Origin of the sequence: Kiloniella sp., from assembly GCF_965205715.1 — a bacterium.
Lineage (GTDB): Bacteria > Pseudomonadota > Alphaproteobacteria > Kiloniellales > Kiloniellaceae > Kiloniella.
Window position 1 is genome coordinate 977,499 of the sequence record NZ_CBDBHW010000013.1, and the last position, 25,232, is coordinate 1,002,730.

Here is a 25,232-nt window from a genome sequence, read left to right on the forward strand (position 1 = left end):
GAATTTATGATGGGTAGATTACCTATTTTATTAGTAATGTTGTTATTGGCAGCAGTTCTAATGCCATCAGCAATTTTGTTGTGTGTGTTAATGGTGCCAAGTATCGTTGCTTTCGTGGCAGACCGCACTCCCCAGCACTACCTTACAATGACCGTAGGGCTTCCTAACATTTGCGGCGCAATACCTGGCTTAGTCAAACTCTGGGAGTTGGGCCAGACCTTTGACGGTGCTTTTTCAGGGATTTCTGATCCCTGGAATATGATGATTGCCTATAGTGCCGCGGGGTTTGGCTGGCTCATCTATTTTGCAACCCCTATCGTCGTGCAAAGTTATCTGAGTACCTCTACGGAGGGGAAGGTCAAATCTATCCGGAGGTATCAAGATGATTTGATTGATGCTTGGGGTGAAGGGGTCAAGCAGTCAGCAGTTGTTCAAACTGAGGCCGGGGAGGAAGGCAGTGAACAGGAAGTTGTTTGAATAAACAACTAGGTTTCACTTCGTGATAGTTTATTCAAACGCTGCAAAAAGATAATAAGGTAAAGTAGAATAAAGAGGGCAAAAAAGAGTTCTTGTACTTCGCTAGCCCTTTGAAAAATTCTAAATGAAGCATCCATCGCTCCTAAAAGACGTTCTGTCATTCTTGCGACCTCGGAAATTATCGCGGTTGGAAGTAGAACAAGCGTTGGAATAATAAAGGCGACGGGTTTGCTTCTAAGTTCAGGTCTGTAATGAAGCAGTAGTGGAAGAACTATTCCTCCAAGTATAATTTAATCCGGTAAACCCCCGGCTATGCCGGGGGACTCTCAATGGTTTGACCGTTACCACGGTCTTACATTTCTTTGTTTATTGACCAAAATAACAAAGGAATTAGCCGATGAGAGATTACAAAAGCCTTGCACATACGAGATGGGATTGTAAATACCACGTGGTTTTCATCCCTAAACGCAGGCAAAAAGTTATCTATGGCAACCTACGTCAGTATCTTGGTGAAATTTTCCATGAACTGGCCGGGCATCGCGAAAGTAAGATTGAGGAGGGCCATTTGATGCCGGATCACATTCACATGTGTATCAGCATACCGCCCAAACATGCTGTTTCAAAAGTCGTTGGATACCTAAAAGGAAAAAGCGCGATTGCCATAGCTCGAAAATTCAAAAATAAAGCACGGAATTTCAAGGGTGAAAATTTTTGGGCCCGTGGATATTTCGTCTCAACTGTAGGGCTCGATGAACAGATGGTGAGGGAGTATATCAGAACGCAAGAAGAGCGTGATAAGTACTTTGACCAAATGGATATATTCAATCCATAACCGCTTTAGCGGTTCCCAATTTGCCCCTTTAAGGGGCTCACCCGCTTAAGCCCCCGGCTTTGCCGGGGGTCATTTAACTTAATCCGGTAAACCCCCGGCTATGCCGGGGGACTCTCAATGGTTTGACCGTTCCCACGGTCTTACATTTCTTTGTTTATTGACCAAAATAACAAAGGAATTAGCCGATGAGAGATTACAAAAGCCTTGCACATACGAGATGGGATTGTAAATACCACGTGGTTTTCATCCCTAAACGCAGGCAAAAAGTTATCTATGGCAACCTACGTCAGTATCTTGGTGAAATTTTCCATGAACTGGCCGGGCATCGCGAAAGTAAGATTGAGGAGGGCCATTTGATGCCGGATCACATTCACATGTGTATCAGCATACCGCCCAAACATGCTGTTTCAAAAGTCGTTGGATACCTAAAAGGAAAAAGCGCGATTGCCATAGCTCGAAAATTCAAAAATAAAGCACGGAATTTCAAGGGTGAAAATTTTTGGGCCCGTGGATATTTCGTCTCAACTGTAGGGCTCGATGAACAGATGGTGAGGTAGTATATCAGAACGCAAGAAGAGCGTGATAAGTACTTTGACCAAATGGATATATTCAATCCATAACCGCTTTAGCGGTTCCCAATTTGCCCCTTTAAGGGGCTCACCCGCTTAAGCCCCCGGCTTTGCCGGGGGTCATTTAACTCCAATTTCAAGAATTGTCCGAGGTTTTTGGTCCAGCCATGAACTTGTATTGTGGAAATTTGTCTCGCCTTGGTCATTGATGGCCGCCCATTCGCTGGAAGTACCCCATTCAAACCAATGTTGTCCCCAACCGGCTTCTTCACCAGACATGTAAAAGCTTCCCAGTGCTGCTATTAAAATCCAGAACCAAAGCCATGAAAAATTCTTTAGATTTTTATGTGCAAGTATTCTGAGCGCGATGAAAAAAGATACCGCCGGGATAACGGCATGGGAAGTCTCAAGTATGCCAGATCGTTCATTGCCGATCCACTTGTCGTAAATATCACCGGGTAAGAATAGGCCCGTGAGGAGTAGTGCTAAAACCAGAACTATAGGGGTCCATAACCATAACCACACAGGTAAATCATCGGTCATTAATTGATTTTTGGTTATCATTTTAGATTCCGCTGGCACAAAAAAATCGAACAGTTGAGGGAACCTAGCTTCTCAGCAGATGGGGAGCCAGAAAAAATTAGAATATCTACTGAGATTAAAGGGATTTATTGAAGCTTTTATCAGTTAGTATGGTCTTCATATTTTACGGTAACTTTATTGTCGAGGCCTACCGAGGGCTCTCCATAATGAGTATAAATACGGCTCTTCTCCGCTTTGTTGAGTAGAAAAAGATGCCGACCGCCAAGTAACCTGTTGATATGTATGGTTTCTGATAACTTTACATAGAGCAGGTATATGACAATCAACATCTCGCAGCATATTTTAGGCCTCAAAGGGCAACGTGTAAATGAAATTAAACTGGATGACGGCGGTGTTAAGATTGTCATTCACTGCAGCCGAGACGCGCGTAGGAGGGCTATAGACCCTGCTACAGGCCAGAAGGGAAGCATCAACCAGCATGTCCGCCGACAAGTAAACGACATCCCCCTTTTTGGGTATCCTTGTGTGGTCGAGATTGAGCTGGCGCAGGTTTATATTAACAAGGGCGAACGCCGCATTGAGGGGTGTGATTTTGTTGATAAAGGGTGCCGTTTCACTCACCGATTTTGCCGACTGATCAGTGGATTATGTCGGCATATGTCTATTCAAGCGGTTTCCAGACATTTGGATATACGATGGGAAACGGTCAAGAATATCGACAGGGCATACCTTATTGAAACTCTCCCTACGCTTGATCCTGCAGAGCTAACTGGCTTGGAATATATTGGTGTAGATGAAGTTGCCCGGGCGAAAGGTCATGACTACATGACGGTGGTCTACGATATGGTTGGCGGTCATCTGATCTGGGTTGAAGCAGGCCGAACTGCCGAGGTTTTTTCAAGGTTTTTGAAACAACTGCAACCAGATACAGCCTGCAAAATAAAGGCCGTAGCGATGGATATGGGGCCTGCCTACCAAAAGGCTGTCAGAGAGTCCTTGCCGTTGGCCGACATAGTATTTGACCGTTTCCACGTCATGAAAAACTACAGCAAAGCTATCCATAATCAGCGTCGACTTGAGTTCAGAAAGGCCGATCCAAGTGGTAAAGAGTTGATGAAAGGGACGCATTATCTGTTGCTCAAAAATGCGGATAAGTTGAGTGAAAAACAAAGTGACAAGCTGCAAAGGTTGCTGGAGAGCAATAGCAACCTGAATGCACTTTACGTCTTGAAAGAACAGCTTCAGCTGCTGTGGAGTGCCGCTTCATTTGAGGCGATGGCGGAGCAACTGGAACGTTGGTGCCTGATAGCAGATCAGTCACAGATGCTCTATCTAAAAAAGTTCGCGAAATCCCTACGGAAACATTGTGTGGGCATCTGCAACTACGCCAAACACAAGCTCACAAGCGCCAGGATAGAGGCTGGTAATGTCAGTATAGGAATGATCCGTAAGCGAGCCAGAGGCATCAAGGATACCGAATACTTCAAACTCAAAATTAGACAATCATCCATTCCAGATAATCAATCTATGCTCTATTTGAAATCCTAAATCTACTCAACAAAGCGGAGAAGAGCCATAAGCTTGTTGTTAAGGTTGAGGCCGCAGCCTTGAACTTCTCGGATCTCTTGATGTCCGAGGACAAGTATCAAGTTCGTCCCCCCAGACCTTTCACGCCTGGGCAGGAAATTGCCGGCGTTGTTGTCTCTGCGCCTGAGGGTAGTAAGTGGAAAAAGGGTGATCGTCTTGCCAGTAAAATTCCTTGGGGAGGATTTGCTGATCAGGTCGAAGTCCAGCCTGAATATGCATTTCCGGTACCTGATAATATCTCCTTCACCATGGCGGCAGCATTGCCTGTAACCTACACCACCTCGATGATTGCCTTTTTCGACAGTACAGTGCTTCGGGAGGATCAAACGGTTCTTGTCCATGCTGCGGCGGGCGGTGTAGGCTTGGCCGCGGTTGAAATTGCCAAGGCAATTGGTGCGCGTGTTATCGCGACGGCCGGGAGTGAAGAGAAGCTCACAATAGCCAAAGAACACGGTGCTGATGTCGGACTGAATTATCGCGATGAAAATTGGTTCCAGAAGGTCAAAGAGCTCACAGATGGTGAAGGGGTCGATGTTATCTATGATCCTGTCGGTGGCGATATTGCCCTACCGAGTATCCGATGTCTGGCCAGAGACGGGGTTTATCTGATCGTTGGCTTTGCTTCCGGGACAATTTCGGAACTTCCTGCGAACCGGTTGATGTTGAAAAGGGCCTCAGCGAAAGGGGTTTATTGGAATCAGGAACTAGATGCCAAGATTATCGAGGATGTGATGGATCGGATCTTCACAATGCTTGAGAAGGGGCAGCTGAATCCAGTGGTGGATGACCGCTTTAGCTTGAGCGAGCTCCCTGACGCTTTGCGTGCTTTGCAAAACAGGGAGACTATCGGCAAGGTTGTTCTAAAAGTGGAATAAGCTTTTTGAGAAGGCATTTTGATGAATTTTTATCTCTTTTGAACTTTTCCTTTAGATGAAACATCTTGCATTCTTGTGCCAATATCAACTTTGGGAAAGAGGCTTCCCGACTTCATATAACTTCCATAGGTGCCCCAATGACTTCTGTCGCTGAATCAGTTGCGTTGAATTTTTCTCTTGCTGAGTATGCTAAACGATTGTTCAAGACTCGCAAGGCTATGCAGGCTCAGGGATTGGATGTCCTGATTGTTACAGATCCCGCAAATATGGCCTGGCTAACGGGATATGATGGATGGTCTTTTTATGTGCATCAGTGCGTGATCGTAACTCTTGAAGGAGAGCCCATCTGGTTTGGGCGTGGTATTGACGCCAATGGTGCCAAGCGTACGACCTATTTGAAGCACGATAATATTATTGAATATCCTGATCACTATGTTCAATCCAATGAGCGTCATCCCATGGATTTTCTCTCCGGGATCATCGCAGATAAAGGGCTGGGTAATCTTTCTATCGGTGTGGAGATGGATAACTACTACTTCACAGCGGCGGCCTATGCCTCACTGCAAAAACATCTGCCCAATGCATCCTTCAAAGATTGCTTGAATTTGGTGCATTGGCAACGCTCGGTGAAATCCGAAGCCGAGTTGGACTATATGCGTAAGGCCGGAAAGATAGTGGAGGTCATGCACCAGAGAATCAGGGAAACGGTCAAACCTGGTTTGCGAAAGCACGAACTGGTCGCTGAAATCTATGACGCTGGTCTTCGCGGTGTGCCGGAATATGGTGGCGACTATCCTGCCATTGTTCCGCTGCTTCCCTCAGGCGCAGACGCTTCGGCCTCTCATCTGACCTGGAACGACAAGCCCATGGTGTCTGGTGAGGGCACGTTTTTTGAAATCGCGGGTGTCTATAAACGTTATCACTGTCCGTTGTCCCGCACTGTCTTCTTGGGCAAGCCGGATCAGAAATTTCTCGATAGTGAGAAGGCCGTCTTGGAAGGCATGGAAGCTGGTCTTGAACAGGCAAAAGCCGGAAATTACTGTGAAGACATTGCCAACGCCTTTTTCGCCGTCTTAAAAAAGAACGGTATTATCAAAGACAGTCGCACGGGCTATTCCATCGGCCTTTCCTATCCTCCCGACTGGGGCGAACACACCATGAGCCTGCGCAAAGGTGATAAAACGATCATGAAACCGGGGATGACATTTCATTTTATGACGGGGCTCTGGCTGGACGATTGGGGATTGGAGATTACGGAAAGTATTGTTATTGGTGAACGTGGACCTGAATTACTTTCTAATGTACCTCGCGAACTGGTTATTATTCCATGACAAACACCCAGACCCTGATCCAGCCCTCGACCCTGACTTCGACCAAAGAAATTCTTACCCGTCTTGTTGCTTTTGAAAGCCTGTCCGGTCTCTCTAACCTGGATATGGTTTCCTATATCGAAGATTATTTAAAAGAGCACGGCATCTCATCGTCCATTAGTTATGATGAAACCGGGGAACGTGCCAACCTTTATGCCACGGTTGGTCCCGAGGTCGATGGCGGTGTTGTCCTGAATGGTCATACCGATGTCGTTCCGGTAAAAGGTCAGCCATGGACAGAAAAGCCCTTCACTCTGATTGAACGTAATAACCGCCTTTATGGTCGTGGTTCGGTGGATATGAAGGGCTTTCTTGCTTGTACTCTTGCAATGGTTCCAGAGTTCAAATCTTACGATCTGAAACGTCCTGTTCATCTTTCTTTTTGTTATGACGAAGAGATCGGCGGCTTTGGCGCGCCGGTATTGGCCGGAGATATCATGTCAAAGTCGATGACCCCGTCCGTTGTGATCGTGGGGGAACCGACCAATATGAGTCTGGTTACCGGGCACAAGGCAGGGTTCGAGCTTCGAACAGAATTCGATGGACTTGAAGTTCACTCTTCTGATCCGAGGAAGGGCGTTAATGCCGTAGAGTTTGCAGCGCGCTTCATTTCAAAGATCCTTGAGGTCGGGGCAGAACTTGCGGCAAGCCCTGTCAATGGCTCGCCTTTTGATCCTCCTTATTCAACCTGTAATGTTGGCCAAATCGAAGGTGGAATAGCGACAAATATCACGGCCAAAAGCTGTGCAATCAATTGGGAAATTCGTCCAATACCCGGAGTTGATGGCTACGCGATTTTAGATAAAATTAGAAATTACGCTGAGGATGTTCTTTTGCCGGAAATGCAGGCTGTTTTTCCTGAAGCAGATATTCGAACTTTGGTTCTGGCGGATATCCCTGGCTTGTTGGCTTCGGATGATTCTCCTGCGGTGACTTTGATCAGGCAGATTACAGGTAGTAATGTCAGCGAAGTGGTTTCATTTGGCACTGATGCGGGATATTTTGAGAAAGTAGGGCTTTCGACTGTTGTCTTTGGTCCGGGCTCGATAGAACAAGCGCATAAACCGGATGAGTATGTTGAAATTTCAGAGCTTGAGCGTTGTCTTTCTTTCTTGCATGATCTTGCCAAACATCAGGCGCAATAAGCCAAAATCTTAGTTAGGTAATTACATGCGTGCAGCTGGGCTTCGTTTAGATGATCGTGATATCGCGATCTTGAAAATTCTGCAGACAGAAGGCCGGATCACAAAAGCTGCTTTGGCCGAGCGGGTGAATCTATCACCTACTCCTTGCTGGGCTCGTTTGCAGCGTTTGGAGCAGTCAGGCTTAATCGAGAGTTACGAAGCACGTCTTTCTGTCAAAGCATTCTCTCCTTTTTCGACAGTTTTGATGGAAGCAGAACTTGATAGCCATCGCGCGGAAGATTTCGAAAAATTCGAAGTTGCGGTCCAAAATATTCCAGAGATATTAGAATGCTGGGCCGTTGGTGGAGGGATCGATTATATTATAAAGATCGTTACCAAAGATATTGACGGATATCAAAGGCTGGTTGATCGGATGCTGGAATCTAAAATCGGACTTCGGCGTTATTTTACATATGTGGTGACAAAGCCGGTTAAGCAGGAAAACGCCTTGCCGATAGATTTGTTGTTTGAAAGTGAAAAGCCCGAGGAATAGATGAAACTGCTGTCTTCGCTCTTTTAAACGAAGGCTTTTCTAAAACCCCCATCTTCTTTAGACGCACTTTCTCAAACATATTTCGCATTATGGACCGGTAATAACTGAGGCTGGTCCATGTGTGAAATGAACAATGAAAAGAAGCGTTCTAATGCTTTCAGGCATTTGAAAGATCCGCGCTTACTCAAAGAATTTAGCTACATCAACGGTCACTGGTGTGACGCGATGTCGGGCAAACAAATCACGGTTACAGATCCATCTGATCAGCTAACTCTTGGCTGTGTTCCCGCAATGTCGGGAATTGAAAGCACGAGAGCGGTTGATGCAGCTCAGGATGCTCTCCCCTCCTGGGCTGCATTGTTACCCCAGGAAAGATCCGCCATTCTCCGGCGTTGGTTTGAGCTCTTAAAAGAACACCGTGAAGATCTTGCGCTACTTATGACCCTTGAACAGGGTAAGCCGATATCGGAAGCTCGGGGCGAGATTGATTATGCGGCAGATTTCATTGAGTTTTATGCCGAAGAAGCCAAGCGGCCAAACATTGAGAATGTAACCTCTCATATGCCTGGAGGAGAAGTCGAGGTCTGGCGTGAACCTTCTGGTGTCGCTGCTTTGATAACACCGTGGAATTTCCCTTGTGCGATGATCACACGTAAAGCCGCTGCTGCATTGGCTGCGGGATGTACTTGTGTCGTTCACCCCTCCAAAGAAACACCTTTTTCAGCAACAGCCTTGGCAGAGCTGGGAGAGCTGGCAGGGTTTCCGCCAGGCATCTTCAATGTCGTAACGGGGGAGCCTGATGAAGTCGTGGCGTCCTGGACCAAAGATAAGCGGGTACGGGTTCTCTCGTTCACGGGTTCGACAGAGATAGGACGCTTACTCTACAGTCAGTCCTCTTCTTCCATAAAGCGTTTGGTTTTGGAACTCGGTGGGCATGCGCCTTTTATTGTTTTTGCAGATGCCGATATCGATCATGCTGTGAAATGTGCAATATCAGCTAAATTCGCGACATCTGGCCAGGATTGCCTTGCGGCAAATCGAATGTACATCGAACAACCTATCTATGAAGAGTTCACCCAAAAGTTTGTTTCTGAGACAAATAAGCTGACCGTTGGAAAAGGGTTGGATGATCCTGCTATTGGTCCTTTGATGAATGAAAATGCCATGCTCAAGCAAGAGGCGCATGTTTCAGATGCATTAAAAAAAGGTGCCAAACTTTTGACCGGTGGGGAGCGTGATTCTCTTGGACCGCTTTTTTATAAACCCACCGTATTGGGAAGTGTTCCTGCTGATGCGGTGATCTTTGAAGAGGAGACCTTTGGGCCCACGGCCTGCCTCACGCCATTTGAGTCGGAAGACGATATCATTGCTAAAGCCAATGATTCTGAATATGGGCTTGTGGCCTATGTCCACACTCAAGATCCCAAGCGGATCTATACCGCCAGCCGGGCGTTGCAATACGGCATGGTGGCCATCAACCGTACCAAGGTAACAGGTGCGCCGATCCCCTTTGGTGGGATGAAGCAGTCAGGCCTTGGGCGCGAAGGTGCGCGGCAGGGCTTGGAAGCTTTTACTGAAATTAAATACGTCTGTCGCGATTACGCGTGATCTAAGTTTAAGGAAAATACAATGTTAAGAAATGACCAACTGGCCGAGTGGGATCGCGATAATTTTTTCCATCCCTCCACGCACCTTGCTCAATTCGCTCGCGGTGATCTCCAAAACCGGGTGATTACCCGGGGTAAGGGGCTCTATATAAAAGACAGCAATGGTAAGGAAACACTGGATGCTTTTGCAGGGCTTTACTGTGTAAATATCGGTTATGGCCGTGATGAAGTTGCCGATGCAATTGCCGCTCAGGCAAAAGAGCTCGCTTATTATCACTCCTACGTCGGTCATGGCACTGAAGCATCAATTACTCTGGCCAAGATGATTCTTGATCGTGCGCCGGCCAATATGTCGAAGGTTTATTTCGGGCTCTCAGGTTCAGATGCAAACGAGACCAATATCAAATTGGTTTGGTATTACAACAACGTGCTCGATCGCCCAAAGAAAAAGAAGATTATTTCCCGCTGGCGGGGATATCACGGTTCAGGCTTGATGACCGGTTCTCTCACAGGGCTAGAGCTGTTTCATAACAAGTTCGACCTGCCGCTTTCACAAGTCGTGCACACAGATGCGCCGTATTATTTTCGCCGCGAAAACTTAGACCAGTCTGAAGCGCAATTTGTTCAACAATGCGTCGATAGCCTCGAAGAGCTTATCGCTAGAGAAGGCGCAGATACTATTGCGGCATTCATTGGCGAACCTGTTCTTGGCACTGGTGGGATTGTGCCGCCGCCTGAAGGTTATTGGAAAGCGATCCAGGCTGTTCTCAAAAAGCACGATATCTTGTTGGTTGCGGACGAAGTCGTAACCGGCTTTGGTCGTCTCGGATCCATGTTTGGCTCTGATCATTATGATATTGAACCAGATATCATCACGATCGCCAAAGGGTTGACCTCTGCTTACGCTCCGCTTTCAGGATCTATCGTATCGGACAAGGTGTGGAAAGTTCTGGAAGAAGGTACTGATAAGTTGGGCCCAATCGGTCATGGCTGGACTTATTCTGCGCATCCAATCGGGGCTGCAGCAGGGGTAGCCAACCTAAAGCTTATTGATGAGATGAACTTGGTATCAAACGCTAAAGATATCGGTGCTTACTTCAATCAAGGCCTTAAAGATGCGCTGTCTGATATTTCCATTGTAGGGGATATCAGGGGTGAAGGGATACTTTCTGCTGTCGAATTCGTGAAAGACCGGGATAGTCGTACTTTCTTTGATTCGGCTGACAAAGTTGGGCCGCAGATTTCAGCTGCGCTTCTTGAGCGCAGTCAGGTAATCGCCCGTGCAATGCCACAGGGGGATATCCTGGGCTTTGCACCGCCACTTTGCATGACCCGTGAAGAAGCCGATACCATCATAGAAGCAGCCCGAGATGGCATTTCAGCTGTAGCGGCAAAAGTAGGGTAAAGTAATTTGAGGCTTCCAATTTTATTCAATGGAGTTGGAAGCCTCTTATTTTATGCCAAGTAGCTTTCGGGTATCCTGTGCTGTAGCAACTTCTTTACCCATGGCGATAATCTCATCACTGGTTTGAGCCACAATCTGAGCTGTTGATTTCGCCTCAACACCGGATCTCAGGTAAGAATTGTTTTCAAACCCCACCCGGGCGTGACCGCCTTGTTTGATCGCTTCAGCAATGCAATCGGCTTCGCTTTGACCGAAGGCACAAACAAACCAAGGTCCAAGTGTTGTTATGTCTTGTTCATCCTTTAACTGGATAAAGGGCGATAATTCATCGACCTTACCTAGGCTATCTGTTGCGTAACGCCCCAGGACAAAAAGAAGGGAAGGGTTGCTAACAGGTATTGTTTTGCTTTCAACAAAGCTTAAAAAACGGGCCAGATCATTTTGGTCGTAAAGAATATGCTGGACGTGGATGCCAGCTTCATTTGCCCAGTGATAAAAATTCGCCCCATGTGTTTCTTCGCCTGCTGGCATCATTTCTTTCAAGGCCACACTGACGGCTTCAGGCATAACCCCTTTAACACAAGCTACTTGTTGTTGTGGGGTATAGCGTCCAACAGCCTCGGTCGTTATCTGGACCAGTAAATCTTGACCAATGGTGTCATTTATTCCGGCAAGGACTTCTCTGTAGAGGCCTGTGTCAAGAACGTGCACTTGATCTCGGTCCCGAACGTGAAGGTGAGCCATCGCGGCCCCCGCACGCTGACAGGCAACGGCTTCTTCGACGATTTGCGACACCGTAACTGGTAAATTGGGGTGATCTTCCCTGGTTTTTCGTGCGCCGTTTGGTGCGGCCATGATGATTGATGGTGTCATTACTTTGGTCTCAGTTATTCCGTAGCAGAAAGCTCTTCTAACATCGTGAAGGACTGTGAGAGTTTTTCAACAATTTCATCTATATGCTGGTCTTCGATAATGAAAGGTGGTGCCAGAAGGATGTGGTCGCCGTTTTTCCCATCGATGGTTCCAGGCATGGGATAGCACATCAGGCCTAATTCAAAGGCAGCTTTCTTGATTCGGGCGTGAACAGATAAGGCGGGATCAAAGGGTTCTTTTGTATCCCGGTCTTTGACAAGCTCAAGCGCTATGAACAGGCCGCGTCCACGGATATCACCTACATGGGGATGTTGGCCAAAAGCATCAGTGAGGGCTTTCGTGAGTTGCTCGGAACGATGCCTGACGTTGGTAAGTAGGTCGCGTTCTAACATTGTGGTAAGGACGGCGAGGCCTGCAGCACAGGCTGTAGGGTGCGCTTGATAAGTATGGCCGTGTTGGAAAAATCCGGAACCATTTTCAATCGCACTATAGACACCTTTGGTACAGAGCATTGCGCCAATCGGCTGGTAGCCCGCCCCTAGACCTTTGGCGATACAGAGGATGTCAGGGGTTATATCATCGTGTTCACAGGCAAAGAGTGTCCCCGTTCGGCCCATGCCGCACATGACTTCATCCAGGATGAGTAAAACACCATATTGATCGCAGATCTCCCGGATACGTTTAAGGTATCCAGGTGCTGCGGCAACGGCTCCCATAGTGGCGCCGACAACGGGTTCGCAAATGAATGCGGATACTTTTTCAGCTCCGACCTTGAGGATTTCTTCTTCAAGACGGTTCGCGGCTCTAAGGCCGTAGGCTTCATCGCTTTCGCCTTCATTCTGATCTCTGTAAGGGTAACAGGGATCAATGTGCGACATCGGAACCAGCATCGGCATAAAGGGTTCGCGGCGCCATTTGTTGCCACCGGCGGATAAGGCACCAATAGTATTCCCATGGTAGCTCTGCCAACGGGCGATAACATGGGAGCGTTGGTCATCACCACGTTCTAGGTGGTATTGCCGGGCGAGCTTTAAGGCGGCTTCAACGGCTTCTGATCCACCAGAGACAAAATAGACCCGGTCGATACCTTCGGGCGCGTTCGCGATCAGAAGGTCTGCGAGATCTTCGGCTGGTTCACTGGTGAAAAAACCGGAATGCGCAAAAGATAACTTATCAGTTTGTATTTTGATTGCTTCTTGGACCGCAGTATCAGAGTGCCCAAGGCAGGAAACTGCAGCGCCGCAGCAACCATCCAGATAGCGTTTGCCATTTTGGTCAACAATGTAACAGCCATCACCCGCAACAGCTGTAGGAAGCTGAGATTTGGTGTGGCGCGGAAATACGTGTCCCATTTTTCTCTCCGGGAAGACTTGTGCCCAAATGTCAGCCAGTCCCCTAAAACCAGCTTGACCGTGGTTGCGCTCTGTACGGCGTCGTTGTTTGAAATAGAGTTCGATAAAATATCATTTGTGTCAATAATAGAAATATAATAACATTTGTTTTGTTTTTGACATGAAATTTTAGGGCGTAATTGATGGGTATTGTTGATAAGACACGGATCGTGGAACAGCTTACCCGTGAGTTAAATTCCTACCCGAAGAGCTTACGAAGAATAGCGATGTTTATTATCAAGTAGGTGGTGCTATCTGCCGTTTGGTTAACAAAGGCACTAAAGATCACGACATTAACTGCACTCATAAAACTGGCGGTTCTGTTACTAACATTAACAGCTTGCGTGCTGGCGATATCGATATGGGGGTTGCTCAATCTGATTGGCAGTACCACGGTTATAACGGTACGGCTCCTCAAAAGTTCCCTGATGGGGCTTATCCAGAAATGCGTGCTGTTTTCTCTGTACACCCAGAGCCATTCACAGTTGTTGCTCGTTCAGATTCAGGTATCAAAACCTTTGATGATCTAAAGGGTAAAAAAGTAAACGTTGGTGATCCAGGGTCAGGCGCTCGTGGCACCATGGAAGTTCTCATGGCGAAGATGGGTTGGGAAATGAGTGATTTTGCACTCGCTTCAGAACTGAAGTCTTCTGAGCAAGCTGCGGCTCTTTGCGATGGCAAAGTTGACGCGATTGTTTTCACTGTTGGACACCCAAGCGGAACAATCAAAGAAGCAACGACTTCTTGTGATTCAGTTTTGATCGACGTTGATAATGCAGAAGCGAAAAAACTTGCTTCTGATAACGATTATTATGCAATGGCATCTATCAAAGGTGGCACATACAACGGTACTGATCGTGATGTAACAACATTTGGTGTTGGCGCGACATTCATCAGCTCTACTGCTGCTGACGAAGAAACTATTTACCAGATGGTTAAAGCTGTATTTGATAACTTCAAACGCTTTAAGAAAATGCACCCAGCATTTGCAAACCTTCAGGAAAAAGACATGATTATCAACAATCTGTCTGCTCCTCTACATGATGGCGCAGTTCGCTATTATAAAGAACGCGGCTGGATGTAATCAGCTGTCGGAAATTTAGGGCAGGAATGCTTCGGCTTTCCTGCCCTTTTTCTAATTCTAAAGCAGATGTCTCAAGAAAATCAAACTCGCTGAATTGGGTTCAATACCTTCATCGGGCAAATAATAATCAGAAAAATTATTCTTAGGCACTGTGTGTTCCGCCCTCCGGCGCAGAAAACAGGGATACGGGGAATGGCATCAGAGAATACTGAAAATGTACAAATGAGTGACGAGGAACTACAAGATCTCGTTGCTTCTACGGATACAGGCGGGCGAGTACCGTCAAGTCGTAACATCGTTGTGTTAATGGCCGTTACGGCATTGGTTTGGTCAGTTTTCCAAGTTTGGATCGCCTCTCCTCTTTCATATAACATTGGCTGGGGTGTTTTTCCGAGTAAGGAAGCGCGTACTATTCACCTAGGGTTCGCTGTTTTTCTGGCATTTCTAGCCTATCCAGCTTTCTCAAAATCTCCACGCCGTACCATTCCAATTTTCGACTGGGCGCTTGCAATCGTAGGGGCCATTTGTGCGCTCTATCCCTATATCGCAGATAGCGCATTGGGCGATATTTTATTTGGAAACCAGTTATCCAATCGTGCCGGTAACCCTAATCAGATAGATATTGTTGTATCAGTAATCGGGATGGTTCTTTTATTGGAAGCAACGCGACGGGCGTTGGGCCCACCCCTCATGGTGGTGGCGATGGTCTTCCTTGGCTATACATTCTTGGGGCCATATGCGCCTGATTTGATTGCCTGGAAGGGCTCCTCTTTCGGTGGTACCGTTGATAAACAGTGGACTTCTACTGACGGTGTCTTCGGTATTGCCTTGGGCGTGTCGACGGATTTGGTCTTTCTATTTGTGTTATTCGGCGCACTACTCGATCGTGCTGGTGCCGGTAATTATTTCATTAAAGTCGCTTTCTCATTGATGGGACACTTTAGTGGTGGTCCTGCAAAAGCTGCTGTTGTTGCCTCTGGTATGACCGGACTGATTTCTGGCTCTTCCATTGCCAACGTTGTCACCACAGGTACTTTTACTATTCCCATGATGAAGCGCGTTGGTTTTAATGCTGAAAAATCTGGCGCCGTCGAAGTTGCATCCTCAGTGAACGGACAGATCATGCCACCTGTTATGGGGGCAGCTGCATTTCTGATGGTGGAATATGTAAACATTCCATACTTTGACGTGGTTAAACACGCCTTCTTACCAGCGATTATTTCTTATATCGCCCTGGTTTATATCGTTCATCTTGAAGCTCAAAAATTGAACATGCGAGGACTGACACGGTCAGGGGATCAAAAGTCCACCAAGGATGTTTTGCTTTCATGGGCAATTACCCTTTCAGCTATTGTAGCATTGGCCGGAGGGCTGGCTTATGTTTCGGACGCCTATCAGGTGCTGGAAACTACGGCTGCGCGTCTTGGGGCTGTGCTGGCAATTTTGATCGCTCAGTTTGTGATCGTTAGATTTCTGAAGGGCAGTTCAAGTGATGCTGTTTATGCCAAAACTATTTCAACTGGGGCAATGGTCCTTGGTAATATGGTTATTGGATCCTTTGGGTTATTCTTCCTGATTAATTTTGTTCAGGATGTTGCTGGTAAAGAGCTTTCCTGGTGGATAATCGGGGGCGGTATTCTCGTCGCATATATCTTCCTTGCTCGCTATAGTTCATCTTATCCCGACCTTGAAGTTGATGATCCTAATCAGCCTGTTTCAAAATTGCCTGAAGTTGGTCCAACAGTTAAATCAGGTTTGCACTTTCTCTTACCTGTTGTTGTTCTGATCTGGTTCTTGATGGTGGAGCGTGCTTCGCCTTCATTGTCAGCCTATTATGCGACAAGCCTTATGCTTCTCATTCTATTTACACAACGCTATCTGTTCGCGTTCTTCCGTAAGGAAGCGAAAACAGGGACCATTAAGCGTGGCTTGAATGAGTTGGTCGAAGGAATGATCGCAGGCGGCCGAAACATGATCGGTATTGGTATCGCGGCTGCGGCAGCTGGTATCATCGTTGGTGCTGTCGATCAGACAGGTGTTGGTGGTAAGCTCGCTGCACTGGTTGAGTTCTTATCCCTTGGCCATATCATGCTTATCCTGTTTTGGACGGCTATTCTTAGCTTGATTCTTGGCATGGGCTTGCCGACAACAGCAAACTACATTGTGGTGTCTTCTCTCCTCGCCCCGGTCATTGTTGCCTTGGGTCAACAAAACGGATTGATTGTTCCCCTCATCGCGGTTCATATGTTTGTGTTTTACTTCGGGATTATGGCAGATGTGACGCCTCCGGTGGGGCTTGCCTCCTTTGCGGCGGCGGCGATATCCGGTGGTGACCCAATACGTACTGGGTTTGTCGCTTTCTTCTATTCCCTGCGTACGGCACTGTTGCCATTCCTCTTCATTTTCAATACCGATCTGCTTCTGATCGATGTATCGCCTTTGGAGGGGGTATTTATCTTTATCATTGCTACCGCGGCGATGTTGATCTTCACAGCTGGTTCACAAGGGTTCTTCCTTGCTAAGTCCAAGTTGTGGGAATCAGCTGCACTTCTATTGATTGCCTTCACACTTTTCCGCCCAGGTTTCTGGATGGATTATGTTATCCCGCCTTATGAAGAACGCGGCGGTGCTGGATTGGTTCAGGCTCTGGAAGAAGCTGCTGTTGGGGATAAGATGCGTATCATCGTTGATGGTGTTGACGATGTTGGAGAGCCCGTGACCTTGACCATGGTTTTGACCGTTGGTGATGAGGCTACAGGACAAGAACGTTTAGAAGGTTATGGCCTGGAAGTCATCGAGCAAGATGGCAACTATATTGTTGATGGTACAACTTTTGACAGCGCTGCCGAAAAAGCTGGCTTTGATTTCGATCAAGTAATCGCTTCTGTCGGAGCGCCTGTTGATCGTCCTGCAAAGCAGCTGTTCTTTATTCCTGCCTTGATGCTATTGGGTCTGATCGTGATGTTACAGCGTCGCCGTCGTCGTGATCCACTTGCACAACCTGCAACTGCTTAAAGGAGATAAAAACAATGTTTAAGCATATCCTGTTAGCAGTTGATCTTGAGCAAGATGAAAGCTGGGGTAAGGCACTTCCAACATCTGTGGAATACGCCAAAGCTTTTGGATCAACGCTCCATATCATGACTGTAGTGCCAAATTTTGGTAGCAGCATCGTCAGCTCTTTCTTTCCTCAGGATCATGAAGAGCAAATGATGAAAGGTGCTACTAAAGCCTTACATGACTTCGTCGATAAGCATATTCCCGATGATATCAAGGTTCAGCACATCATTGGTCATGGAAATGCGTATGAAGAAATTCTGCGTGTTTCAGATGAGATCAAACCTGATGTCATTATCATGGGGGCGCATCGTCCACGCATGGAGGATTATTTGCTTGGTCCAAACGCAGCGCGTGTGGTTCGCCATGCTAAATGCTCTGTATTAGTGGTACGTAATTAACCCGAAATAGCTTTACGGTTACCGTATTTTAATGGGCCTGGTCTTAAGTGACTGGGCCCATTTTTATGTCAGTATGATCTTGCTCTGTCATCAAGATCATACTGATATTACTGAGAGATTGGATTTTTTTTATTCTTTGTGTAATCATCCTGTCTGCAGAGTGGAACAAGCTTGGGGAAAACAATGTTGAACATATTTCATAATACGGCCTTGGGCCTGTTAATATTACGACTAACACTTGGTGGGCTGATGTTCTTGCATGGCCTCAACAAATTGACGAACCTTGATGGATCGATACAGTTTATCGGTAGTAAACTGGTTTCTATGGGGTTGCCTGAATTTGTTGCTTATGGCGTCTTGTTTGGAGAAGTCGTGGCACCGATATTAATTATTCTTGGTTTGTATGCTCGCCTCGGGGCGTTATTGGTTGCGGCCAATATGGTGTTTGCGATCATATTGGTGCATTCGCATCAGCTTTTCCTTTTGACAAAACAGGGGGGATGGCAACTTGAATTACAAGGCTTCTTCCTTTTGACAGCCGTTGTCCTTCTCTTTACGGGATCCGGTCGTTTTGCGGTAAAACCTGACTAGGTCTCGTCAAAATTCTATATTCAAAAATAAAGCCCTGTCGATTTGACAGGGCTTTATTTTTTGTGAATGTTCAAAGAAGCGACAGTTTTACCGAGCTGCTTCAGCGGCAATTTTAAGTGTCGTTAAATGAGGCTCTTCCAAGCCTTTATCCCAATCAAAGGCTTCTTCTGCTCTGGCATAGGCGCGTACGGTTGCTTCGCGAGCCGCAATCCGTTCAACCCATTTTTTCAGGTTTGGGAAATCATCGATGTCCTGTTGTTGCCACTCATAATAAGCAACCCAAGGATACGCCGCCATATCCGCGATCGAATAAGCACCTGTGATATAGTCGCGACCTTCGAGTTGTTTGTCTAAGACACCATAAAGGCGTGCGGTTTCTTTAACATAGCGGTTAATGGCATAGGGGATCTGTTCTGGGGCAAAGCGCCCAAAGTGATGGTTTTGACCTGCCATTGGACCAAGGCCACCCATTTGCCAGTGTAACCACTGCAATGTTTCGTAACGCTCAGCACCCTCTTTGGGCAGGAACTGACCGTATTTGTCTGCCAGGTACTCAAGCATCGCCCCTGATTCAAACAGGGAAAGCGCTTTTTCCCCCGTTGAAGGTTCGTGATCTACCAAAGCTGGTATCCGGTTATTCGGGGCTATGGACAGGAAATCAGGGTTGAACTGGTCGTCTTTCATAATGTTGATCGGGGTGATCCGGTAGGGAACACCGATCTCTTCCAGAAGGAGAGTGATCTTGTGGCCGTTTGGGGTCGGAGCGTAAAAAAGGTCCAGCATGTTGAGTTCCAGTTTCCCTAAAAATTAAACGAGGACGCTTTTATCCTCGTTTTGATCCATCTTAACGATTTGTTTTTGTCGTTTGTCTAGGTAGAGATGGAGGGATGGATATGTCGTTTCAAGGGGGAATATAAAATAATATACCAATTGGTACTAAATTTATATCTGTTCGCTTAAGTAAGCTGAGCCTCAGGTTGTTTTTCAGCCCACAACATAATCCCGAGGGAAATCACGCCGAGAATGGCAAAGGAATAGACCAGGGGCAAAATGGTTGTGTCATAGCTTTGACCTACGGCAATGCCGATGGCCATGCAGATGTAAGTGGTTAGAGAACCGACCACAGCCGATCCCATACCAGCAAGCTTGCCCAGGGGTTCCATCGCGAGTGTATTGAAGTTCCCAAAAAGTATGCCGACGCAGAAAAAGCTGAGCATCATGAAAGCCATGAAAGCCCACAAGGGGGGCTGTCCGGCGGCTAGAGTTGCTGGCACGACAAAAGCGATAGCGAGTGCTGTCATGGTTATAAGGGCAATTTTTGACAGTTTTCGCATGCCAAATTTCATGACGAGATTTGCGTTTGTTAGCGAAGCTGCCCCGATGGACAAGGCCAATATGGCAAAATATAGTGGGAAAAGTTCCGTAATGCCGTAGATGTCCTGAAAGATCTGCTGGGCGCTTGTTAGATATCCAATGAAAGCACCAAAAATGATACCTGCTGCGAGGGTATATGAAAGAGCCTGTTTATTGGTCAGGATGGTTTTGAGGCCTGTCCAAAAGTGACTAAATGACAACGATATGCTGTCTTCTTTAGCTAGGGTTTCAGGCTGGCGAGTGGCAAACCAGATAAGCACAATTGATGCCAGCAGCGAGAAGCTAATAAAGATCGCCTGCCAGTCAAAAAATACCAGGATTGATAATCCAAGAGCAGGAGCTATGGTGGGCACGATAATGAATACGGCCATAATAAAGGACATAATCCGCGCCATGGCACGGCCTTCGTACTGATCACGCACGAGAGCTATCGATATTGTACGCGGTCCCGAAGCGCCCACTCCCTGTAATAAACGGCCAATAAGCATTACGGAGAAGTCAGTTGCGACCGCCGATATGATCGATCCTAGAATAAAAATCACCAAACCAAGATAGATAACGGGTTTGCGCCCGACACTGTCTGATAAGGGGCCAAGAAAAATTTGACCTGTTGCTAATCCAAAAAATATGATCCCGATAATCAGCTGGGTATCGTTGGCGTTGGCAATGGAAAGGTCCTGGCCTATCGCTGGTAGTGCAGGCATGACAGCATCGATCGACAAGGCGACCAGTGACATCAAAAATGCCATAAGTGCGATGAACTCTCCAGATCCCAGGGGAGATCCCAGGCCAGATTCTGGGGGAGATTTTGGACGTGTTGATGCCATAATTCACAAAGCCAGTTCGGAGGTCAAACATGTCATATAGGTCTTATCGCCTAATGTAACAAGCTGTGACTATAAGATAGGAGGCAGTAATTTTATGAAGCTTGCCTTATTGTTTGCTAATCCAGCTGAAGGTATTTTGTACGTGCGGCCCCGAGCCTTTTCGCAAGCGCATGATATAGGCTCGTGAGCTATGGATGGTTTCTGTGCAAGCAGGCACAAGTAAGCCCTGATCGATATACTCTTCTATTAAACCGCGCCAACCCAGAGCAACACCCTGATGGCCCAAAGCAGCTTGTAATATCAGTGTATAGTTACTTAGAGATATAGATGCCTTGTTCTTTTTCCCCTCTAGGCCCAGTTGGGCGAACCAACTATCCCAGTTGTGCCAGGGGGCTTCAGGGGAGGCTGATAAGTTTAACAATGGTAGGTCGAATAAATCACGGGGCATGGTTATGGGGCCATTTTCTTCCAGAAATTTAGGACTGCAAATCGCCATGACTTCTTCGGTAAATAGAATGTGGCTCTTCTTGTCATCGTCTGTGGTTTTATCGGGGTCTTGGAGGGAAATCACAAGGTCGCTTTGAATGTCTAGCGGATCTCCGGGTGTTTGGGATGTCACGACCTGGATATCAAGGTCTTGAAAATGGTCGCGGAGATTGGCCAGTCTCGGTATCAGCCAGTGTCCAGCAAAGGCAAAATCGGTACTGATACGAACACGCCGAATTGCTTTACGGGCCTCAATTTGTTCGAAAACATCATGAATATTTGCAAGACTGTTTTGTATCGCCTCGTGGAGGGCCACTCCAGCCTGGGTGAGGCTGACCCCGCGATTTTGCCGGAGGAACAGTGGCTCGCCAACAAAAGATTCCAGGCGTTTGATTTTCTGACTTAACGCAGGTTGTGTTAATCTAAGCTGTTGGGCGGCTTTGGTTAGATTCCCGAACTTACTTGCCGCATCAAAGGCGTGAAGTTCCGAGATGTGGCTGTGAACTCTGCTATAAAGATTATTTATGTCAGTCATATCAATTCCTAGTCTACAAGCCATTATGTAGTTGCCGTATTGTCTCGAAGGTAAATTTAATTATGGCTGATGGTCAATCGTTATTGCTTGGGTGAGATATCCAGCATGGCGTGTTCGAGGGTATTAAAATGAGTAAGAAACCAAATATTTTAATCATTATGGTGGATCAGTTGAACGGTACGTTGTTCCCTGATGGTCCCGCTGATTTTCTTCACGCCCCGAATTTGCGTGCACTCTCCGAGCGTTCCGTTCGCTTCAAGAATAACTATACCGCCAGCCCGCTTTGTGCTCCTGGTCGCGCCTCTTTTATGGCAGGGCAGTTACCTTCTCGTACCCGGGTTTATGATAATGCGGCAGAATATGCTTCCGACATTCCCACCTACGCTCACCACTTGCGTCGGGCAGGTTATTACACCTGTTTGAGCGGAAAGATGCATTTTGTTGGACCAGACCAACTGCACGGTTTTGAAGATCGCTTAACCACGGATATCTATCCGGCAGATTTTGGTTGGACCCCGGATTACCGTAAACCCGGCGAGCGGATTGACTGGTGGTATCATAACCTTGGCTCCGTGACCGAAGCGGGTGTGGCCGAAATTAGCAACCAGATGGAATACGATGACGAAGTCGCTTTCAATGCACAGCAAAAGCTCTATCAGTTAAATGACCCCCGGCAAAGCCGGGGGCTTAAGCGGGTGAGCCCCTTAAAGGGGCAAATTGGGAACCGCTAAAGCGGTTATGGATTGAATATATCCATTTGGTCAAAGTACTTATCACGCTCTTCTTGCGTTCTGATATACTCCCTCACCATCTGTTCATCGAGCCCTACAGTTGAGACGAAATATCCACGGGCCCAAAAATTTTCACCCTTGAAATTCCGTGCTTTATTTTTGAATTTTCGAGCTATGGCAATCGCGCTTTTTCCTTTTAGGTATCCAACGACTTTTGAAACAGCATGTTTGGGCGGTATGCTGATACACATGTGAATGTGATCCGGCATCAAATGGCCCTCCTCAATCTTACTTTCGCGATGCCCGGCCAGTTCATGGAAAATTTCACCAAGATACTGACGTAGGTTGCCATAGATAACTTTTTTCCTGCGTTTAGGGATGAAAACCACGTGGTATTTACAATCCCATCTCGTATGTGCAAGGCTTTTGTAATCTCTCATCGGCTAATTCCTTTGTTATTTTGGTCAATAAACAAAGAAATGTAAGACCGTGGGAACGGTCAAACCATTGAGAGTCCCCCGGCATAGCCGGGGGTTTACCGGATTAAATTAGCCAGAGAAACTGATTCTGAGAATGGTGAAGAAAAACGTCCGTGGTGCGTAACCGTCAGTTTTACTCACCCACACGATCCTTATGTGACCCGGCGGAAATTCTGGGACCTCTATGAAGACTGCGAACATCTTGAGCCCACTGTTGGCGGTATTTCTTACGATGAACAGGATCCTCATTCGCAGCGAATTTATAAAGCCAATGATTACGAAGCTTTTGATATTTCTCCTGAAGATGTAAGGCGATCACGCCGAGCTTACTTTGCCAACATCTCTTACCTGGATGAAAAAGTAGGAGAACTTATGGATGTTCTTGATCGCTGTCGGATGCGCGATGATACCATCGTTGTATTCTGTTCAGATCACGGAGATATGTTGGGTGAGCGTGGCCTCTGGTTCAAGATGAATTTCTTTGAAGGATCTGCACGGGTTCCTTTGATGATCTCCATACCAGATGGGATGACAGGTCTTGTAGAGGCTCCCGTTTCCAATTTAGACATTGTGCCGACAATCGCTGATCTTGCTGGTGTGGATTTAAGCGAGGTTCTTCCCTGGACTGATGGCGAAAGCCTCATGCCGCTCGCCCATGGTGGAAAAAGAACGAGCCCCGTTTATATGGAGTATGCAGCAGAGGGGTCTTATGCGCCGCTGGTTTCAATTCGTGAAGGGCGGTACAAATTCAATCACTGTGAATTGGACCCCCCACAGCTGTTTGATCTGGAAGCCGACCCAAACGAGCTTATGAATTTAGCTGGTAGCCCCGAAAATAAAGAGCTTGTTGAAGCCTTCATGGCAAAGGTCAGGGCGCGTTGGGATATGGAGCTGTTTGATTCCCAGGTTCGGGAAAGCCAGGCGCGGCGCTGGGTTGTATACGAGGCCTTACGCAATGGAGGTTACTTCCCCTGGGATTTTCAGCCACTTCAAAAAGCTTCAGAGCGGTATATGCGTAATCATATGGATCTCAATGTTCTCGAAGATAAGGCGCGTTTTCCACGAGGTGAATAACCGCTTCTGCATGCGGGGAAGGGCTTATCTGATGTTTTGCTCCTCCTCCCGGCATGTTGGGCGAGGGGCGGTAGGTCTGAGCAGGGTTGCTCATAATCTATATCCTTCCCGTAATACACTGAATATATGCTTTTGTATGGTATGATGCACCTATCGCGGGATAAAAAAATTTACTAGTTATTTTGACTCTAATTACATAGTTGAGGTGTTGAGGCTGTGTTCGGATAAATATCTAGTATTTGAGTGTATTTTTAAACAATTATCTTGGTTTTGGTGAATTGGAGCACTGAGATAATAACACTGATAAGTAGTGAAAATCTTTATCGTTTGTTTATACAATCGAGGTTAAAATATCGAACTATATAATTCCGCGCTGCAAACGATCACACAGGGATCAGGAGGAGTTGATGAGTTCGAAAGAACCGAGAATATTATTAGTGGAGCCGAATGAAGTTATCAGAAATGATATTCTAAAGGTTCTGTCAGAGAAAAATTTTGGTGTAATCTGTTCGCTAAGACCAGACGACGTTCTCTTTTCTGATGAGGATGTTGAAGCTCCGATCGGATTAATTTTGATCTCCGATGATTTTGACCGAAGCTTACTGTCTGAGTCTTCTCTGGTTCTTGGTTCAGCTCGAAAGCTTCCACAGCAAATACCTGTTGTCGTGATGACGGAAATAGACACCCGGAAATCTCCTCTCGAGTTGGTCATTAATAATTGGTTCCATACTCTTAAAAAGCCCTGAATTTTCTGAAATTCTTTATTCCGTTGTATGTGCGGCGATAAATCAGTTCAATCATGTACGGGATTTATTAGCCGAAATTGAAACCAGAACCTCTGCGATCGGTTTGATTACCTCGGGTAGCTTTGAGTTTAGAACGGTCGATGAAGCCCGTAACCTTACGACGATGCTTAGTTTGGCCTGTCCTGGTGCTGATGGAATTGTCATTGGTTTGAACGAGTTGCTACAAAATGCTGTTGAGCACGGTAATTTGGAAATTGGCTATAATTTGAAAACGGAATTGCTAGAGACTGGTCGTTTATACGAAGAAATCCATAACCGGTTACAGATGTCACCTTTTAACGAAAGGGTGGTGACTGTGAATTATTCGCGTAATAATAAGGAAATAGTCTTTGTCATTCAGGATCAGGGAAAAGGTTTTAATTGGCGGAAGTATTTAACCATAGATGATGAGCGAATTACTTCCAGCCACGGTAGAGGAATTGCATTGGCTAAGATGATGGCCTTTACCGAACTGAATTATAATGGTTCCGGGAATAGGGTGACTGCGAGGATCATGCTCTAACCAGCCCGAAATCTATGGCTAAGCTTGCTATCTTGGAATTGATTTTAGATGTGTTGCGTTATTTTGAAAAACGTAGGTT

General features: G+C 46.6%; 26 protein-coding genes and 1 pseudogene. 18 read left to right on the plus strand and 9 right to left on the minus strand.

Going from position 1 to position 25,232, the window contains the following annotated elements; genetic code table 11:
- The first annotated feature begins 9 nt into the window (after window positions 1-9).
- Entirely contained in the window at window positions 10-477 is a 468-nt protein-coding gene (locus tag ACOGW3_RS16005; protein WP_419903901.1) for a hypothetical protein, read from the plus strand.
- Between the two features lie 8 nt (window positions 478-485).
- Here ACOGW3_RS16005 and ACOGW3_RS16010 read toward each other — a convergent pair whose 3' ends face one another.
- Window positions 486-638, minus strand: coding sequence for a hypothetical protein (locus tag ACOGW3_RS16010; protein ID WP_419903902.1), 153 nt, complete (start codon window positions 636-638; stop codon window positions 486-488).
- Window positions 639-874: 236 nt separating this feature from the next.
- On the opposite strand from ACOGW3_RS16010, the gene tnpA (ACOGW3_RS16015) reads away from it, so the two are divergent.
- The gene (gene tnpA, locus ACOGW3_RS16015) at window positions 875-1,309 is read left to right on the plus strand and encodes an IS200/IS605 family transposase (protein WP_419901154.1); all 435 of its coding nucleotides are present in this window, start codon (window positions 875-877) and stop codon (window positions 1,307-1,309) included.
- Window positions 1,310-1,494: 185 nt separating this feature from the next.
- Complete coding sequence (gene tnpA / locus ACOGW3_RS16020) at window positions 1,495-1,866, plus strand: IS200/IS605 family transposase (RefSeq protein ID WP_419903903.1); 372 nt, start codon at window positions 1,495-1,497, stop codon at window positions 1,864-1,866.
- A gap of 132 nt (window positions 1,867-1,998) precedes the next feature.
- Here tnpA (ACOGW3_RS16020) and ACOGW3_RS16025 read toward each other — a convergent pair whose 3' ends face one another.
- Both ACOGW3_RS16025 and ACOGW3_RS16030 read right to left on the minus strand, forming a co-directional pair.
- Window positions 1,999-2,442, minus strand: a complete 444-nt coding sequence (locus ACOGW3_RS16025) for a hypothetical protein (RefSeq protein ID WP_419903904.1) — start codon at window positions 2,440-2,442, stop codon at window positions 1,999-2,001.
- 119 nt (window positions 2,443-2,561) lie between these two features.
- Window positions 2,562-2,750 carry a hypothetical protein gene (locus ACOGW3_RS16030; RefSeq protein WP_419903905.1) on the minus strand — a complete coding sequence of 63 codons (189 nt, stop codon included), beginning with the start codon at window positions 2,748-2,750 and terminating at the stop codon, window positions 2,562-2,564.
- Between ACOGW3_RS16030 and ACOGW3_RS16035 the strand changes: the two genes are divergently transcribed.
- The 7 genes from ACOGW3_RS16035 to ACOGW3_RS16065 all read left to right on the plus strand — a co-directional run bounded on the left by ACOGW3_RS16035 (window position 2,737) and on the right by ACOGW3_RS16065 (window position 10,942).
- Window positions 2,737-3,969, plus strand: a complete 1,233-nt coding sequence (locus ACOGW3_RS16035; RefSeq protein ID WP_419901077.1) for an ISL3 family transposase — start codon at window positions 2,737-2,739, stop codon at window positions 3,967-3,969. The two genes, ACOGW3_RS16030 and ACOGW3_RS16035, sit on opposite strands and share 14 nt — an antisense overlap.
- The gene (locus tag ACOGW3_RS16040) at window positions 3,963-4,883 is read left to right on the plus strand and encodes an NADPH:quinone oxidoreductase family protein (protein WP_419904069.1); all 921 of its coding nucleotides are present in this window, start codon (window positions 3,963-3,965) and stop codon (window positions 4,881-4,883) included. Before ACOGW3_RS16035 ends, ACOGW3_RS16040 begins: the two co-directional genes overlap by 7 nt.
- Window positions 4,884-5,020: 137 nt before the next feature.
- A complete protein-coding gene (doeA, locus tag ACOGW3_RS16045; RefSeq protein WP_419903906.1) occupies window positions 5,021-6,214 on the plus strand; it encodes an ectoine hydrolase DoeA in 1,194 nt (397 codons plus the stop codon).
- The gene (gene argE, locus ACOGW3_RS16050; RefSeq protein ID WP_419903907.1) at window positions 6,211-7,398 is read left to right on the plus strand and encodes an acetylornithine deacetylase; all 1,188 of its coding nucleotides are present in this window, start codon (window positions 6,211-6,213) and stop codon (window positions 7,396-7,398) included. Before doeA ends, argE begins: the two co-directional genes overlap by 4 nt.
- Before the next feature lie 25 nt (window positions 7,399-7,423).
- Window positions 7,424-7,930: an Lrp/AsnC family transcriptional regulator gene (locus ACOGW3_RS16055; RefSeq protein ID WP_419903908.1), complete on the plus strand. Its 507-nt coding sequence runs from the start codon at window positions 7,424-7,426 to the stop codon at window positions 7,928-7,930.
- 117 nt (window positions 7,931-8,047) lie between these two features.
- Window positions 8,048-9,538 carry an NAD-dependent succinate-semialdehyde dehydrogenase gene (locus ACOGW3_RS16060; RefSeq protein ID WP_419903909.1) on the plus strand — a complete coding sequence of 497 codons (1,491 nt, stop codon included), beginning with the start codon at window positions 8,048-8,050 and terminating at the stop codon, window positions 9,536-9,538.
- 21 nt (window positions 9,539-9,559) lie between these two features.
- Window positions 9,560-10,942 (plus strand): aspartate aminotransferase family protein, encoded by a 1,383-nt coding sequence (locus tag ACOGW3_RS16065; protein WP_419903910.1) that lies wholly within the window; start codon window positions 9,560-9,562, stop codon window positions 10,940-10,942.
- Window positions 10,943-10,987: 45 nt separating this feature from the next.
- On the opposite strand, the gene ACOGW3_RS16070 is transcribed toward ACOGW3_RS16065, so the two are convergent.
- Window positions 10,988-11,815 carry a 3-keto-5-aminohexanoate cleavage protein gene (locus tag ACOGW3_RS16070; RefSeq protein WP_419903911.1) on the minus strand — a complete coding sequence of 276 codons (828 nt, stop codon included), beginning with the start codon at window positions 11,813-11,815 and terminating at the stop codon, window positions 10,988-10,990.
- A gap of 14 nt (window positions 11,816-11,829) precedes the next feature.
- Window positions 11,830-13,167, minus strand: a complete 1,338-nt coding sequence (locus ACOGW3_RS16075; protein WP_419903912.1) for an aspartate aminotransferase family protein — start codon at window positions 13,165-13,167, stop codon at window positions 11,830-11,832.
- A gap of 271 nt (window positions 13,168-13,438) precedes the next feature.
- Here ACOGW3_RS16075 and ACOGW3_RS16080 point away from each other — a divergent pair.
- From ACOGW3_RS16080 to ACOGW3_RS16095, 4 genes and pseudogenes are all read left to right on the plus strand, one after another.
- Window positions 13,439-14,290, plus strand: a pseudogene (locus ACOGW3_RS16080) (TAXI family TRAP transporter solute-binding subunit); the annotation flags it as partial.
- A 192-nt stretch (window positions 14,291-14,482) separates the two neighbouring features.
- A complete protein-coding gene (locus ACOGW3_RS16085; RefSeq protein WP_419903913.1) occupies window positions 14,483-17,305 on the plus strand; it encodes a TRAP transporter permease in 2,823 nt (940 codons plus the stop codon).
- A 14-nt stretch (window positions 17,306-17,319) separates the two neighbouring features.
- Window positions 17,320-17,748 carry a universal stress protein gene (locus ACOGW3_RS16090; protein ID WP_419903914.1) on the plus strand — a complete coding sequence of 143 codons (429 nt, stop codon included), beginning with the start codon at window positions 17,320-17,322 and terminating at the stop codon, window positions 17,746-17,748.
- 183 nt (window positions 17,749-17,931) lie between these two features.
- Window positions 17,932-18,339: a DoxX family protein gene (locus tag ACOGW3_RS16095; protein WP_419903915.1), complete on the plus strand. Its 408-nt coding sequence runs from the start codon at window positions 17,932-17,934 to the stop codon at window positions 18,337-18,339.
- 87 nt (window positions 18,340-18,426) lie between these two features.
- On the opposite strand, the gene ACOGW3_RS16100 is transcribed toward ACOGW3_RS16095, so the two are convergent.
- The 3 genes from ACOGW3_RS16100 to ACOGW3_RS16110 form a co-directional block, all read right to left on the minus strand.
- On the minus strand, window positions 18,427-19,122 hold the full coding sequence (locus ACOGW3_RS16100; RefSeq protein ID WP_419903916.1) for a glutathione binding-like protein: 696 nt from the start codon (window positions 19,120-19,122) through the stop codon (window positions 18,427-18,429).
- 173 nt (window positions 19,123-19,295) lie between these two features.
- Window positions 19,296-20,540 carry a multidrug effflux MFS transporter gene (locus tag ACOGW3_RS16105; protein ID WP_419903917.1) on the minus strand — a complete coding sequence of 415 codons (1,245 nt, stop codon included), beginning with the start codon at window positions 20,538-20,540 and terminating at the stop codon, window positions 19,296-19,298.
- Window positions 20,541-20,646: 106 nt separating this feature from the next.
- Complete coding sequence (locus ACOGW3_RS16110) at window positions 20,647-21,561, minus strand: LysR substrate-binding domain-containing protein (protein ID WP_419903918.1); 915 nt, start codon at window positions 21,559-21,561, stop codon at window positions 20,647-20,649.
- Between the two features lie 128 nt (window positions 21,562-21,689).
- On the opposite strand from ACOGW3_RS16110, the gene ACOGW3_RS16115 reads away from it, so the two are divergent.
- On the plus strand, window positions 21,690-22,292 hold the full coding sequence (locus ACOGW3_RS16115) for a sulfatase-like hydrolase/transferase (RefSeq protein WP_419903919.1): 603 nt from the start codon (window positions 21,690-21,692) through the stop codon (window positions 22,290-22,292).
- Between the two features lie 5 nt (window positions 22,293-22,297).
- Here ACOGW3_RS16115 and tnpA (ACOGW3_RS16120) read toward each other — a convergent pair whose 3' ends face one another.
- A complete protein-coding gene (tnpA, locus tag ACOGW3_RS16120) occupies window positions 22,298-22,732 on the minus strand; it encodes an IS200/IS605 family transposase (RefSeq protein WP_419901075.1) in 435 nt (144 codons plus the stop codon).
- A gap of 102 nt (window positions 22,733-22,834) precedes the next feature.
- On the opposite strand from tnpA (ACOGW3_RS16120), the gene betC reads away from it, so the two are divergent.
- The 3 genes from betC (at window position 22,835) to ACOGW3_RS16135 (ending at window position 25,153) form a co-directional block, all read left to right on the plus strand.
- On the plus strand, window positions 22,835-23,845 hold the full coding sequence (betC, locus tag ACOGW3_RS16125) for a choline-sulfatase (RefSeq protein WP_419904070.1): 1,011 nt from the start codon (window positions 22,835-22,837) through the stop codon (window positions 23,843-23,845).
- Window positions 23,846-24,252: 407 nt separating this feature from the next.
- Window positions 24,253-24,591 carry a hypothetical protein gene (locus ACOGW3_RS16130; protein ID WP_419903920.1) on the plus strand — a complete coding sequence of 113 codons (339 nt, stop codon included), beginning with the start codon at window positions 24,253-24,255 and terminating at the stop codon, window positions 24,589-24,591.
- Between the two features lie 103 nt (window positions 24,592-24,694).
- Window positions 24,695-25,153, plus strand: coding sequence for an ATP-binding protein (locus tag ACOGW3_RS16135; RefSeq protein WP_419903921.1), 459 nt, complete (start codon window positions 24,695-24,697; stop codon window positions 25,151-25,153).
- Window positions 25,154-25,232 lie beyond the last annotated feature (79 nt).